Raw genomic sequence first — 15,202 nt, 5'->3', positions numbered from 1 at the left:
ATATTTTTTCATAGCTTGTACAATAGGCAACCCATTATTAACATCTGTTATACAAGCCAATTTAATATCTTTTGAAAACAAAGAAAACCCTCCCGTTGGATTACTCCAACTAGGAGGGTTCACTTCACAAAAGTGATTTGAGATTTTTTTATACTTCATAATTATTGATAAAGTCAGAGATATATTTCAAGGCTTCATTTGGCAACAAACTAATTCCTAAGCCATTATCTTGCTTCGGTATCATAATTTGTCCATGATCATCTTTAATACCACCAATAAATGGCGAGTCAGCAATGTAATCAAGACCATCTAAATCAATATATTTAACGTTTGACAAGCCCGCACTCAAATATGCTGACATCGTCATAGAAATATTGGCTTCAATGGTACAACCAAACAGACAATCAACGTCATGACGTTTAGCAAAAGTGGCCAACTCGATTACTTCCAAGGGTCCCCCACTCTTAATCAATTTGATATTGATTGCTGAACCATAATGATTCTCGATGATTCGTTTAGCATCTTCTAAATTGAAGACTGATTCATCAGCAATGATTGGAATTTTTGTCTGTCGACTGATCCGTTTCATATCTTCATAATTGATACTCTTCACCGGCTGCTCAATAAACTCAACATTTAAAGTGGATTCATCTAAAGCATTGATCATTTCCATAGTTTGAAAATAATTTAGACTTTGATTAGGGTCAATTCTTATTGAAACGTCATCCGGAATAATATCAGCCAATTGTATAATCCGGTCAATTTCATCAGGATTATTGACCACTTTATATTTAATATGATGGTATCCCTTTTTTAAAATCCGCTTTGTTTCTGACACAGTCTTTTCGAAACTCAAAACACTGACAATCGTGTCATTTTCCAAAGTTCGTAAAGTCAAACCCATTACGACGACAAAATAATTGCCTTCAGGATCTTGAAAATTAAAGGTCAAAGCACCATTAACTTCCGTAATTTCTCCAGCACTGATTAATTCATCATGCAATCTATCGAAATCATCTGACACGAACACTAATGAAGGAACAGTCTCAGATACTTCGGGCGAATAGATTCGAATGTAATCCTTAGGAAAAATGGATAATTCCACTTCCTGAGAAATTCCCACGATTACATTTTGGTATCCGCCGTTTAGAGTCTGTCTAGCAACCACTTTGGCGCCAAACTCATCCGTCCAAAATTCCACGCTCATATCAACGTCATCGACGTAAATCATTATTCTAGTTTTCATCCATAAAGTCCTTATCCCAGACGACACCCATCGTTTTTTCACCAGTGTGGACACTGATAGCTGGTCCTAAGTGACTTGTAGAAACTCTTGCTTCAGGAAAGGCAGCTGTGAAATCACTCGACCATTTAGCCAGCATTTCACGATTATTAGAGTCCACGACTGTGATATGCAACTTGAAATCAGGATGTGCTTCTTCGTATTTTTGAATTTCGAGTGAAATCATCCGAAAAGCTCGGTGCATCGTTCTTTCTTTAGCAATGGCATAAATTTTACCATCTTTAAAGGTCAAGAGCGGTTTGACATCGAGCAAACTGCCGATAATCGCTGAACGATTGCTCAAACGACCAGTCCGACTCAAATGCTTCAAGTCGTTAACAGCAAAGTAAATATCAGTCGAATCACGAAGGTCTTTTAATTTAGCAACGATTTCTTCTGGATCAACATTTTTTTGAGCTAAAGAACCGGCTAACATGACTAAGTCAGCTTCAGCAGCGCTTGCAGCCATGGAATCGAATGGATAAACCTTGGCTTTATCATAAGTTTTAACGAACATTCGTAAATTATCCATGAATGAAGTGATTCCTAGTGATAAGTGAATTGAGATAATCGTATCGTAGCCTTCGTCAACTAAACGATCGTAGGCTTCTTGGATTTGACCCATCGATACTTGCGAAGTCGTTGGCAATTCTGATTCATTTCGTAAGTAATCATAAAATTCTTCATCAGTTAATTCTTCAGTCTCTTTATATTGCTTATTACCCAAAATAACCGTAATGGGTAAAACCGTTATATTATACTTTTTGATTTGCTCCGGTGTTAAGTACGATGCTGTATCAGTTACAACTGCAATTTTCATAGATTTCTCCTCGTTTTTCCGTTGCATGTATCTATGCATATAATGATAACATTATATAGGTAATTTTAAATCTCTAAACCTTGTTTTAAAAGCTAGAAAGCGATATCATTTTGTTAAGTAAATATTTAGTAAAAATGGGAGAATGATTATGGATACTAGTAAAATTTTAACAGGATACGAAAATACATTTAATAAACCAGCAGAAAAATTATTTTTCTCACCTGGCAGAATCAATTTGATTGGTGAACACACTGACTATAATGGCGGCAACGTCTTCCCTTGTGCCATCAGTTTAGGAACTTACGCAGCTTTTGGAAACAGATCTGACCAAACTATCCAAATGTACTCTGAAAATATTCCTGACAAAGGCATCATTAACGTGTCACTTGATAAACTTGAATACGACAAAGCTGATGATTGGGCAAATTATCTAAAAGGAATGATTTATTTAATTGTTAAAGCTGGCTACAAGATTGATCATGGCTTCAATCTTTATATTCATGGAAATCTACCTGATGGAGCTGGACTTTCATCATCAGCTTCAATCGAATTATTGATGGGCAATATTTTAAACGACGTCTTCAATCTTGGCATCGACCAACTTGACATCGTCAAAATGGGGCAACAAAACGAAAACAATTATATCGGTGTAAATTCCGGAATCATGGATGAATTTGCTATCGGTATGGGCAAAAAAGATCAAGCTACTTTGCTTGATACCAACACTATGAAATATCAATATGCCCCAGTTGAATTGGGCGACCATGTAATTGTCATCATGAATACCAACAAGCAACGTGCTTTGACTGATTCCAAATATAACGAACGTCGCAGCGAATGCGAACAAGCACTAGCTCTCTTGCAAAAGAAACTTGACATCAAGTCATTAGGCGATTTGTCGATTGACGAATTCGACCGCAACACTTATCTGATTAACGACGCTACTTTGCTTCGTCGCGCCCGTCATGCTGTCTTCGAAAATCAACGGACTCTAAAAGCTGTTAAATACTTGCAGGACAACAATTTGGTTGAGTTTGGCAAATTAGTCAATGCATCACATATTTCACTCCACTATGACTACGAAGTAACAGGCGTCGAATTGGATAGTTTAGTTGAAGCTGCCTGGCAACAACCTGGTGTCCTTGGAGCTAGAATGGTCGGTGCCGGCTTTGGTGGCTGTGCTATTGCCTTTGTTGAAAAAGACCAAGTTGACAACTTCAAGGAAAATGTTGGTAAAATTTACAAGGATAAAGTCGGCTATGCAGCTGACTTCTATATTGCTGAGATCTCAGATGGTCCTAGCGAACTAAAAATCTCCGAGGTGGAAAAATAATGTCTTGTGTCGATAAATTTGTCGATCAAATAATTGCTGGCGACAACGATTACCAAGAACTCGACCGTATCTATCTTTACAATCGAGTTTGCGCTTTAGTCGGTGATGACAATCATCAAGAAAATGACGATTTAAAAACAGCTTTGATTCAAACAGCTATCAAAAATGAAAAAATTGCTGACAATCAAACGGCTAAAGAAATCCTCAATGACCAATTAATGGATTTTCTAACACCAACGCCTGCCCGCGTTAATCAAAAGTTTTGGAATCTCTATCAAAAAAGTCCCGAAAGCGCCACAAATTACTTTTATCAGATGAGTCAAAATAATGACTACATTAAAACTAAAGCTATCGCAAAAAATATTTCCTATGATGTCAAAACTGATTATGGCAATTTGGAAATCACCATCAACTTGTCAAAACCAGAAAAAGATCCTAAGGCAATTGCAGCGGCTGGTAAAAAAGCTCAAACTGGCTATCCTAAATGTCAGCTTTGCTTAGAGAATGAAGGCTATTTGGGTCGTCTAGGCTACCCTGCTAGAACTAATCATCGGGTCATCAGATTGACTCTTGGCGGTCAAACTTGGGGCTTCCAATATTCGCCTTATGCTTATTTCAGTGAACATGCAATTTTTCTCAACAAAATTCACCAGCCAATGATTATCGACCAACATGCTTTCACTAATTTATTAGAAATTACGCGAATCTTTCCTCAATACTTCGTGGGCAGCAATGCTGATTTACCTATTGTTGGCGGCTCAATGCTCAGTCACGACCACTATCAAGGTGGACGTCACAACTTTCCAATGATGAAAGCTGGCATCGACCGAGAAATTGAAGTTCCGGTTAGGGATGTTCAAGCTGGTATCGTCAAATGGCCAATGTCGACTATTCGTCTAACAAGTAAAAATCCTGAACAATTAGTCAGAGCAGCCACTTTGATTCATAATCACTGGATGAATTATTCTGATGAATCTGTCGATGTGAGAGCTTATACTAATGAAACTCGTCATCACACTGTAACGCCAATTGCTTATCGTAAGGGTGAAGACTATGTCTTAGATATTGTATTGCGTGACAATCAAACTTCTGACAAGTATCCTGATGGAATCTTCCATCCCCACAAGGACGTTCAACATATCAAAAAAGAAAATATTGGTTTGATTGAAGTCATGGGTCGAGCAATTTTACCAGCTCGTTTAAAAGATGAATTAAAGGAAGTCGAGCGCTACGTTTTGGGTCAACCTAATAAGATGGCTGATTACCACAAAACTTGGGCTGATCAACTAAAAACTAAGTATGATTTTACTGACGACAATGTTTCTGACATTATTTTCAAAGAAACTGGTCTCGTCTTTTCCAGAGTGCTTGAGGATGCTGGTGTCTTCAAATGGAACGATCAGGGGCAAAAAGCCTTTGATAAGTTTATTGGAAGTCTAGACTGATGGCCACTCTTCGTGATATCGCACAAAGAGCCCATGTTTCACCAGCCACGGTCTCACGAGTGCTCAATAATGATTTGACCCTATCAGTGACTGCTGAAACCAGAACCAACATTTTGAAAATTGCCACGGGATTAAATTACCAAAAGGCCAATCATCCCAATGCCCGTTTCCAAAAACACATTGCTTTAGTTCAGTGGTATTCCGAGTCTAAAGAAGAAGATGACCTCTACTACATGACGATTCGTGAAGGTATTGAGCAACAGGCTCCTAAATATGGCTTTGATGTCATGCGGATTTTTCACAATGAATTGTCCAAAATTCCTAAAGACATCGATGGCATCATTGCAGTGGGAAAATTTAGTACAGAACAAGTTGGTCAATTAAAAGAAATTTCTCGTAATTTAGTCTTTATCGATGATGACCAATTTCCTAATGGTTTCGATACGATTTTGACCGATTTTCGATACGGTATTAAACAAGTTGTCGATTTCTTCGTGCAACAAAACATTCAAGATATCGGTTTGATTTATGGCGAGGAACTCTCAACCGACAAATTACGAGTTATTCCTGATTTTCGCTATAACAGTTTCAAAAAGGCTCTCGACAAATATCAGTTATTTGATTCTGAATTGTGTTTCAAAGGCGATTTCACTAAACAATCTGGCTATGAACAAATGTCTTACGCAATCCTTCAAAAAAAGCTGCCACACGCATTTTTTATTTCAAATGACCCAATGGCAGCCGGTGCGTTAAAAGCTCTTCAAGAACATAAAATCGACGTTCCCAAACGAGTTCAAGTTTTTAGTTTCAATAATACTTCCCTTGCTAGTTTAGTCAATCCTGAATTAAGTTCCGTTGATGTTGCGACTACTCAAATGGGCAGTGCTGCTGTTGACTTAATGCAAAATCTTTTGACCGACCCAAGACACGTCGCTAAAAGAATCGACTTAGCAACTAAGTTGATTTTTCGGCAAAGTACTATTTATCAATAAAATTATCAATAAAATTTTTTCAAAAAGTACTGTGAGCAGTTGGATTGATACGAGATTTATCTCACTTTATAATATGCTTTAGAAAGTAGTTAAAGGAGATGGCGAATATGATGGGTTACTCAGGATGCTCCGGATTAGGATTTTTCGGTGGAATGGGCGGTGGCATGTGGACATATGGCATTGCTATTTTACTAATAATCCTTGCCGTAGTTTATTTTGTTAATCGAGGAAATCATCATAAGAACACAGCCTTAGAAACGCTTGATCAAGAGTATGCTAAAGGAAATGTCAGTGATGACGATTATCGTAAGAGAAAAGATAATTTAAATAGTTAATCAATAAAGCAGCGATGATAATCAGATTTAAGATTATCGTCGCTGCTTTTTAAATTTGTCTCAACATTTCCCCTCAATGTTACGATAGTAACTATACAAGAGGGGGAAATTATTAATGGTTTGGTTATGGATTCACTTAATTACATGGATTGTGATGGCGATTATGATTCTTTTAGCATTATTTACCAAATCGCATACAAAAATCTATGAAATGATCACACGTGTTGGCTACATTGTCATCATCGTCACTGGTATCAGATTAGCTATCAGGGCTTGGGCCTTTAAGCCAACGTTATTGGTAGTCAAAATTATTATCGCTATCATCTTCATTGCTTTAACTGAAATTGCCTTTGCGCGCAAATCACAAAAAAATATCAGCAATTCACTAATCTGGGCAGTAATCATCTTTTGCTTAGTCACCGCTTTACTGGGATTTGCCTTAGCCGGCTGGTATCCATTCGTATAAAAAAATCTCGACCTAAATTGGTTGAGATTTTTTATTTTTTCCACAAGAAATTAATCAAAAGTTTATCCACTTGCTTATTTTCATGGAGTTTACTATGTTGAGCCATCTTGCCAACGATTTTCTCTTCACGATACGAATGTGCTCTAGTTTTGACTAAATATTTTAACGACTTAGTTGAGGCATTGCTGACTCGTCCATCAGAATGAGTTCCATCGTTCTTGTCACCATAAATATTTAAAACATCAATATTGGTTGGATAAATCTTACGTAATTTCAATAGTTCTCGATAAGCCTTAGTCATTTTATCAGGCTTGCCATTTTCCGAAAGTTTCATTCTGTTTACTTTATCGTTAACTCCCAAAAGGCCATTGTAATGACCGGCAATATCAACGATTTTGTTAATCTTTGGAAAATCTTTTTTGCCAGCATTATCCAAAATGTAAAAGTTGATTGCCATGTTCCCCATTGAATGCCCAACCAAGTTTATTTGCTTGAATTTATATTCTTTTTGCAATGCTTTGATAACATTTTTTACCCACTCGCCTTGCGTATGATAATTAGTCATTTTATTATTATCAAAATTAACTTCAATAATGGGATTAATTGCTTTATTAGAAATCGAGCCAATAATTTTAACGTAGCCATTGGAACTAACGTTAACTCTGATGATTTTTCTCGTCACACCAGCCTTTTTAACGGCTTCTGTCATGTGAGTTTCAGCATTAAAACTGCTGCCATAACCATGGAAAAATAATGTTGGCGTCGAGTTTTGAACAAATTTTGTCTCAGTGCTCGTTTGATTTTTTTGACTGCAACCATATAAAGCACCAACCACTACCAAAAAAGTAATCAGAACTGCAACTAATTTTTGTTTCTTTTTAGGATTTCGCATGTTTTTCCCTCGCCTATTATTTATCCATATTGTATCTACTTAGCGTGACATTTACTTAAAAAAGGCCCTCTTTTAAAATTTTTTTAATATTAGCCATTGACACTCTGAGGTTCATTAATTATGATAAGTCTAATAAATTTAATAATCTTTTAATTTATTAAATTTAATTTAACAAAGGAGATATAAAATATGGCAAAAGCAGATGCAAAAAAAATTGATTGGAACAATCTTGGTTTCAATTACATGGACTTACCTTATCGTTTTCTTGCTCATTGGAAAGATGGTAAATGGCAAGACGCTGGACTAACAGAAGATAGTACTCTTCACATCAGCGAGGCTTCCCCAGTCTTGCACTACGGTCAAGCAGCTTTTGAAGGTATGAAAGCTTATCGTACACCGGACGGCCACATTCAATTGTTCCGTCCCGATCGCAATGCTAAACGTTTGAAGGACTCATGTGAAAGACTCTTGATGCCTGTTTTCCCAGAAGATAAATTTGTCGAGGCAGTAAAATCAGTTGTTAAAGCAAATGCTGACTTTGTACCCCCATATGGAAATGGAGCCACACTTTATATCCGTCCTTTGATTATCGGTACTGGTGAACAAATCGGTGTCCACGCCGCACCAGAATATATCTTTACGATTTTTGCCATGCCCGTTGGCAATTACTTCAAAGGTGGCCTAACACCAGTCAACTTCACGACATCACAATATGACCGTGCAGCTCACAAAGGTACTGGTCAAAGTAAAGTCGGTGGAAATTACGCCGCCAGCCTCTACCCAGGAGAAAAAGCTCACGACAACGGATTTGCCGACTGTGTTTACCTAGACCCAATCGAACACAAGAAGATTGAAGAAGTAGGATCAGCCAACTTCTTTGGAATTACTAAAGACAACGTCTTCGTAACGCCAAAATCACCTTCAATCCTACCAAGTATCACTAAGTACTCACTACTTTGGCTAGCCAAGAACCGACTAGGCATGGGAGCAGAAGAAGGAGACGTCTACGTTGACCAACTAGACCGCTTCAAAGAAGCCGGAGCCTGTGGAACCGCAGCCGTAATCTCCCCAATCGGAGGCCTAGAACACAACGGCAACCTACACGTATTCTATAGTGAAACAGAAGTAGGACCCGTTACTAAGAAATTGTATGATACATTAACAGGAATCCAATTCGGTACTGTAGAAGCACCAGAAGGATGGATCCAACAAGTACAATAGAGAGCGGAGACAGGGCGCCCAGCCCACGAGGATTAAGACAATTTCACGAATTGCTCGCCGCACTTTGCGAGTGATTTGTGAAATAGGCTTAACCGGAATGGGTTGCCCTGTCGCAGCTCGTTTCAGCATACTTAGCAAATAAAACATAAAAACCAAACCAATCAAAAATGAGAGGTTTGGTTTTTTCATGTTTTGATGTTTTAATGTTTTAATTTTTAAATTTTAAATTCTTAAACTTTAATTTCTTCATATCATAAAGAAGTTTCGCTTTTAACTTAACCCATACCCCCAAATCCCCAAACAACCATGATAAAATATCATAGAACAAATAAAAGAAAGAGGGATTTTTAAATGAAAATTTATTTTGCCAATGGTTTATTTGCATTAGCAGACCGGATGTTTAACGAATTCGTAGTCGATAAGATTAGAAAGATGGACAGCTCAATCGACGTCTATCTACCCCAAGAAAATGGTGATATCAACGACAAAATGAATTACGCTGACTCAATCAAAATTGCCCAAGAAGATAACAAGGAACTTCTTTCTTCTGATTTAGTAGTCGCAATTCTTGATGGCGACACAATGGATGATGGAGTGGCTTCCGAAATAGGATTAGCTTTCGGCAAGGACATCCCTGTTATCGGAGTTTATACCGACTTACGTCAACATGGATTTAATAATCCCGAAAAGCTTGAAGCTGTAAAGACAATTGGGGAAAATCCTTTTGCATATATCAATAATTACACGATTGGCTTAATCAAAATGAACGGTCTTATGGTCAATAATGTTGACGACATGCTTGAAGGAATTAAGAAATACCAATAAATTATTTTTAATAATTTGATAAAGTAATGTTTCAGTTAAATTACACTAACTTTACAGTTAAGTTATAACTCATTTACAGTTGGATGATATTCAACATTTCGTGGTCTAGACGTTATATGATTACTTCCGTTGAGAAAATTAGTAAACAAAACATATATTTTTTACGGGGGATCATCTTATAATGAAGATCAAAAATTTTGTAGCGTCACTATTCACAGTTTCAACACTTGCATTGATTGGGGTTGGTGCTCAAGCACAAACTGCCGACGCTGCAACAGTTTCAAGTTCAACTACTAGTGGTGTTGTTTATGTTACAAACACAAATGTAGCTTTGCTTTACGGTTCACCAACAAACAACGGTCAAATTACTAAACTTGGACGTGGCCTAGCTAGCAAATCAGCTTGGGCTTACAGTGGCACAGTCACAATTGATTCAACCACTTACTATCAAGTTGGTGCTAACGAATGGGTAAGCTCAAATGATATTTCAACAAGTGCTCCTACTATAACTTTAGATAAAAATATGTATGTAAAAGCTAATGGTGGTGTAAATCTTTATGACTCTCCAAATGGTACCTTTACTGGTTCCACAGTTTCAGGAGGTATGGAATTACACGTTTACGCAAGTAAGACTGATAACAGTGGCAATACATGGTATGACGTTGGTATGAGTCAATGGATCAATGGAAAATACATGTCAGATGATAATGTTAAAGAAACTTTGACAATGTCAGCTACGGCATATGATCCTGTTGTTCTAGGTTCAAATATGGGTTACAGCGGCGTTGCTGCTAACCTTTCCAAATTCCCTAAGGGAACACATTTAAGAATTACTGATAGTAATGGCAATGTTTACGATCGCGTTGTAAATGATACTGGACTTTTTGCTTACAGCAATCCAAATCAATTAGATGTCGCTATGCCTAACTCGCAAGCACTTCAATTTGGTCGTCAAAACGTTACTGTTCAAGTTTTAAGTTAAAAATCAAATAGAGATAAATAAAGGCTGAATCTGTGAGGGATTCAGCTTTTTTGTTTCTTAAATTAATAATCTATTTATTAGAACTAAAAAAAGAACCTCCACCACGTGGAGGCCCTTTTTTTACAAGTGGCAAGATGAAATTTACTGCAGTTTCATTAACTTTAAATGAATCTTACTACTTAAAAAAACATTCTTACGATCCTGTTACGGATATTTGTTCAACTAATGAATCCTAGTGCAACACGTAATGAGTTTGCGCGACTACTTTTTAGGTCGATCTTATGTTAACTTTTGGCACTAGTTTCAAAAATGTCGTTGAACTGTACTGACTCTAACTTTCATTTGCTTATACTGATTCTATCTTACTCATAGTCTGATACTAACAGTCTGATAAAACTTTCTGAATCAAAATCTTCTAGGGCTACAGTTCCTGACACTTCATCTTTACCACATCTTTAATATAGCACGTTTTGTAACCGCTGACAATTTTAAACTATCTGATTTTGCTTAAATTTTTTCTTCTAAACAAATACCTATATATCAAGCTTTTTTGGCACTAAAAAAGGACTCTCCTTATTGAGAGCCCCTAGCTAGATATAAGTGGTAAGATGAAATTTACTGCAGTTTCATCAACGTTAAAATAAATCTAAACTCAAATGAATCTAATTAAATGAATCTTACTACTTGAAACATATCTTACTATGTATGAATCTTTTCTTATTTGTTCAACTAAAGGATCCTAGCGAACCATGTATTGATCTTGTGCGACTAAATAATATTTATAAGTCGATCTTATGTTAACTATTATCGCTAGCTCCTAAAATGCCGTTGAGCTGTAATCTTAATTTTCTTTTGCTTTCTACTAATCCTACCATCTCCTAGAAACGATAAAACTTTCTGAATCAAAATCTTTTAGGGCTACAGTTCTTGACATTCCATCTTTACCACGTCTTTAATATAACACCTTAAGTAAGCGTTTACAATATTTATCTCTTCACTTTATATAAACGTTCATTTTCTCTAATGCCACTGAGATAAAACTTAGTGTCAACCTCTTCAGCATCAATGCTTGCACCATCTTCATATTCGACTTGGTAGATTTTCTCATAATCTTCGATACTGATTTTTTGACGATTTGCCAACTCATCTTCAATGGCAGCTTTATCAATCACGCTTTCAAAACCTGGTTGTATTTCAGCACTGAACAATTCCCCAACAGCACCTGAACCGTAGCTAAACATCAATATCTTTTCATTTTCTTGAGCACCATTGACTAAGTATGACAATAATCCTAAATATAGTGAGCCAGTATACAAATTACCAACGGCCCGACTGAATTTGATACTCTCTTGATAATGTTTTGTCAATTCTTCATATTTATCATCGGGAACATTGCCTTCAAGCGTTCTCAAAGCCTTAGTTCCCATTTTCGTATAAGGAATATGGAACAACATTGTTGAGAAATCTTCAGCAGTTGCATCATATTGTGCACGATACTTTCTCCAAAGGGTCGTAAAGAAGTCAACGTAGACTTCATTGGAGAATTTGCCACGAGCAAAAGCAGTCTTGGAGAAGGTTGGACGCCAGAAATCACCGACATTTCTTGTCATATAAACTGACTTGTGGTCAAATTTCAAAACCCGAGGATTTTGACTGATTATCATGGCGACAGCACCAGCACCTTGCGTTACTTCACCAGGAGTATTGATACCATAGCGAGCAATATCTGTTGCAATGACAAGAGCTTTCTTATCAGGATTGCCGTTGATAAAATCATAAGCTGATTGCAATCCAGCAGTAGCACCGTAACAAGCCTGCTTAATTTCGTATGAACGAATGTCTTCAGGTAATTCCAACAAATTGCTTAAAAAGGCAGCCGTTGATTTAGATTCATCAACACTGCTTTCGGTTCCGACAATAAAGAGACCAATTTTTTCTCTGTCTTCATCCGTCAAAATTTTATCAGCCGCACTGGCAGCCAAAGTAACAGCATCTTCATAAGGTTGAGGGACCGCCTGTTTGTCTTGACCGATTCCAATCGTATATTTATTAGGATCGACGTCACGTGCTTCGGCTAATTCAACAATATCTATATAATCTTTAGGAACATAAAAACCTATTTTATCAATACCTATATCCATAATTTATTTTCTCAACTCCAATAAAATATTTTGTGCATTCTGCAATGAATAATCTTTTGTTTGATTCAATTTCTTCGACACTTGGTCAATTTCTTGTCCAATTGCTCCAGCAGAAATTGCCAAAGATTTACTTTGTAAACTCATGTGCCCAGCTTGAATCCCAGTTGTCACTAAAGCACGTAAGGCTGAAAGATTATTAGCTAAACCAACCGAAGAAACAACGCATTGAAGTTCTTTACTGCTAGTAATCTTCATAATAGCTAAGCTCAATTGTGCCATTGGTAAAGCTCTTATAGCTCCGCCGACGCTGCCTAATTCTACTGGCATCTTCAAAGTTCCTATCAATTGATTCGATTCAATTCGCCACTGGCTAAAGGGCTGATATTGCCCTGATTCAAAAGCAAAACTGTGGGCTGCTGCTTCTTGAGCTCTAAAATCATTGCCGGTTGCTAACAAAACCGCATCGACACCATTCATGATACCCTTATTGTGCGTAACAGCACGTTTAACGGACTGTTGGGCAAACTTGGATAATTTAACGATTCTTGAAGCCACCTCAGAACCAGTCATTTTTTTAGTTGCCAAATCTTCAAAATTAACTTTTGCTTCAACAGTAATGACTTGTCCTTGACCACTATTAGATAAGATGCTGCATAAAACATCCCCTGAAATCAAAGTTGATATTTTATGAGCTGTCTTCTCCAAAATAGTATTGACTAAATTAGCCCCCATCGCATCAACCGTGTTAATTCCTAATTCCACCTCAGTAAAATCCTGATAGTGGTTAAAATGCATCGATACGACGCCACCGCCACGTTTGAGTAAACTTGGATGAGCTTGTTGGGCAAACGCAAAAATTTCAGAATCAGCTGCTTCCAATTTTTCATTAGCTTCTTGAGTGAGGTTTTCCAAAACTATTTGTCCATAAATAATTCGAGAACTTGGAAAAGTCTTGAACCCCCCACTGTGCTTAATGCGTTTAGCGCCATTTGAAGCTGCCGCCACAACTGATGGTTCTTCAGTGACCATCGGTACTAAAAAATTTTTCCCATTGATCAAGAAGTCCGTTGCAAAACCATATGGCAAACTAAAACTGCCAATTTGGTTCTCGCTCAAACTATCGGCTAAATCTTTAGAAATAGTTTTACGTTCTTCTAATTCTTTAGCTTGAGCAGCAGTCAGATAACCGCTATCCAATAATAATTTAATTCGTTCTTCATCGGTCATTTGGTAAATTTTCATACTAATTTAATACCCATTGCCATAGCCATACCTCCACCAATACATAATGAAGCAAGGCCAGTTTGCTTTTCTTCCTGTTGTAAAGAGTTTATCAAAGTGGCAATCATTCGACTTCCTGTGGCACCTAAGGGGTGTCCTAAAGCAATCGCACCACCATAAATATTTAACTTATCTTCGGGAATCTTTAAATCTCGACTAACAGCCACTGCTTGAGCTGCAAAAGCTTCATTGACTTCAAATAAATCGTAATCATCTAAATCAGTTTTGTAACGATCGAAATATTTTTTGATTGCATAATAAGGTGCGTAGCCCATATAGTTTGGGTCGATACCTACTTCAGTATAGCCAGTAATTTCAGCAACATAAGTTAAACCTAATTCCTTAGCACGACTTGCACGCATCAAAATAACGGCAGCAGCTCCATCATTGATTGGCGAAGAATTACCTGCTGTTACTGTACCATGTTTTTCAAAGACAGTTCGTAATTGCCCCATCTGTTCCAAAGTTGTCGTTGGTCTAACTGACTGATCAGTCGTCACGCTTGTTTCATCCACTTCAATTGGAATAATTTCTTTAGCTAATTTTTCTTTAGCGCGATAAGCTTTTTGATGCGATTGAAAGGCAAATTGGTCCTGTTGTTCTCGAGTGATATGATACTTCTTAGCAACGTTTTCAGCTGTCATTCCCATTGGCAAATGGTTGAAAGCATCGTTCAAGCCATCATTGAACAAAGTATCGGATAGCTTTTCTTCAGCTTCCATTTTACCAATTCTTGGAGCATAAAATGGAGCATTTGACATACTTTCAACGCCACCTGAAACGACAATTTCAGCATTGCCCATCGTGATAGCTGAGACGCCTTCATAAATGGCTTTCATACCTGAACCGCAAACTTGATTTACCGTCATGGCTGTTGAATCTACTCGGCCGCCGACATTTAAAGCAATTTGACGAGCACTATTTTGACCCAAACCGCTTTGATAAACATTTCCAAAAATGAATTGATCAACGATTTTGGGGTCAACGTGATTATTTTTTAAAAGTTTGGCAACTAATTTAGTTCCTAATTGAACGGCTGTTAAATTAGCAAATTGACCTCTGAATTTGCCAATAGCTGTTCGTTTTGCATCTATGATTACAATTGGATCCATAATTCATTTCCCTTCAAACTTGGTAGAATATCCTTAAGCTTTAATAATAATTTAATTAGCAAACAAAAACAAATA

General features: G+C 37.2%; 14 protein-coding genes. 8 read left to right on the top strand and 6 right to left on the bottom strand.

Annotated elements, in window-relative coordinates:
• Positions 1 to 148: 148 nt before the first annotated feature.
• On the bottom strand, positions 149 to 1,246 hold the full coding sequence (locus FHL06_RS06150; RefSeq protein WP_153385349.1) for an enolase C-terminal domain-like protein: 1,098 nt from the start codon (positions 1,244 to 1,246) through the stop codon (positions 149 to 151).
• Complete coding sequence (locus FHL06_RS06145; RefSeq protein ID WP_153385348.1) at positions 1,236 to 2,102, bottom strand: DegV family protein; 867 nt, start codon at positions 2,100 to 2,102, stop codon at positions 1,236 to 1,238. Before FHL06_RS06145 ends, FHL06_RS06150 begins: the two co-directional genes overlap by 11 nt.
• A gap of 148 nt (positions 2,103 to 2,250) precedes the next feature.
• Here FHL06_RS06145 and FHL06_RS06140 point away from each other — a divergent pair, with 148 nt between their 5' ends.
• From FHL06_RS06140 to FHL06_RS06120, 5 genes are all read left to right on the top strand, one after another.
• On the top strand, positions 2,251 to 3,435 hold the full coding sequence (locus FHL06_RS06140; protein ID WP_153385347.1) for a galactokinase: 1,185 nt from the start codon (positions 2,251 to 2,253) through the stop codon (positions 3,433 to 3,435).
• Positions 3,435 to 4,880 carry a UDP-glucose--hexose-1-phosphate uridylyltransferase gene (locus FHL06_RS06135; RefSeq protein ID WP_153385346.1) on the top strand — a complete coding sequence of 482 codons (1,446 nt, stop codon included), beginning with the start codon at positions 3,435 to 3,437 and terminating at the stop codon, positions 4,878 to 4,880. Before FHL06_RS06140 ends, FHL06_RS06135 begins: the two co-directional genes overlap by 1 nt.
• Positions 4,877 to 5,872 (top strand): LacI family DNA-binding transcriptional regulator, encoded by a 996-nt coding sequence (locus FHL06_RS06130; protein ID WP_192917953.1) that lies wholly within the window; start codon positions 4,877 to 4,879, stop codon positions 5,870 to 5,872. Before FHL06_RS06135 ends, FHL06_RS06130 begins: the two co-directional genes overlap by 4 nt.
• 107 nt (positions 5,873 to 5,979) lie before the next feature.
• Positions 5,980 to 6,207, top strand: a complete 228-nt coding sequence (locus FHL06_RS06125; protein WP_238333971.1) for an SHOCT domain-containing protein — start codon at positions 5,980 to 5,982, stop codon at positions 6,205 to 6,207.
• A gap of 115 nt (positions 6,208 to 6,322) precedes the next feature.
• A complete protein-coding gene (locus tag FHL06_RS06120; RefSeq protein WP_153385344.1) occupies positions 6,323 to 6,673 on the top strand; it encodes a DUF1516 family protein in 351 nt (116 codons plus the stop codon).
• 31 nt (positions 6,674 to 6,704) lie between these two features.
• Here FHL06_RS06120 and FHL06_RS06115 read toward each other — a convergent pair whose 3' ends face one another.
• Entirely contained in the window at positions 6,705 to 7,565 is an 861-nt protein-coding gene (locus FHL06_RS06115) for an alpha/beta hydrolase (protein ID WP_153385343.1), read from the bottom strand.
• Between the two features lie 189 nt (positions 7,566 to 7,754).
• On the opposite strand from FHL06_RS06115, the gene FHL06_RS06110 reads away from it, so the two are divergent.
• The 3 genes from FHL06_RS06110 (at position 7,755) to FHL06_RS06100 (ending at position 10,593) form a co-directional block, all read left to right on the top strand.
• Positions 7,755 to 8,786: a branched-chain amino acid aminotransferase gene (locus FHL06_RS06110; protein WP_153385342.1), complete on the top strand. Its 1,032-nt coding sequence runs from the start codon at positions 7,755 to 7,757 to the stop codon at positions 8,784 to 8,786.
• 351 nt (positions 8,787 to 9,137) lie between these two features.
• Positions 9,138 to 9,611: a nucleoside 2-deoxyribosyltransferase gene (locus FHL06_RS06105; RefSeq protein ID WP_153385341.1), complete on the top strand. Its 474-nt coding sequence runs from the start codon at positions 9,138 to 9,140 to the stop codon at positions 9,609 to 9,611.
• A 181-nt stretch (positions 9,612 to 9,792) separates the two neighbouring features.
• On the top strand, positions 9,793 to 10,593 hold the full coding sequence (locus FHL06_RS06100) for an SLAP domain-containing protein (RefSeq protein WP_153385340.1): 801 nt from the start codon (positions 9,793 to 9,795) through the stop codon (positions 10,591 to 10,593).
• A 986-nt stretch (positions 10,594 to 11,579) separates the two neighbouring features.
• Here the strand turns inward: FHL06_RS06100 and FHL06_RS06095 are convergent.
• Genes FHL06_RS06095 through FHL06_RS06085 form a run of 3 tightly spaced genes read right to left on the bottom strand, consistent with a single transcriptional unit; the run spans position 11,580 to position 15,127 of the window.
• A complete protein-coding gene (locus FHL06_RS06095; protein ID WP_153385339.1) occupies positions 11,580 to 12,734 on the bottom strand; it encodes a hydroxymethylglutaryl-CoA synthase in 1,155 nt (384 codons plus the stop codon).
• 3 nt (positions 12,735 to 12,737) lie between these two features.
• Positions 12,738 to 13,976, bottom strand: a complete 1,239-nt coding sequence (locus FHL06_RS06090) for a hydroxymethylglutaryl-CoA reductase, degradative (protein ID WP_153385338.1) — start codon at positions 13,974 to 13,976, stop codon at positions 12,738 to 12,740.
• Positions 13,973 to 15,127 (bottom strand): thiolase family protein, encoded by a 1,155-nt coding sequence (locus FHL06_RS06085; RefSeq protein WP_153385337.1) that lies wholly within the window; start codon positions 15,125 to 15,127, stop codon positions 13,973 to 13,975. The genes FHL06_RS06090 and FHL06_RS06085 overlap by 4 nt, the downstream gene beginning before the upstream one ends.
• Positions 15,128 to 15,202: the final 75 nt, after the last annotated feature.

Source organism: Companilactobacillus halodurans (assembly GCF_009600985.1).
GTDB classification, from domain to species: domain Bacteria; phylum Bacillota; class Bacilli; order Lactobacillales; family Lactobacillaceae; genus Companilactobacillus; species Companilactobacillus halodurans.
This window is presented reverse-complemented; position numbering and strand designations above follow the sequence as displayed.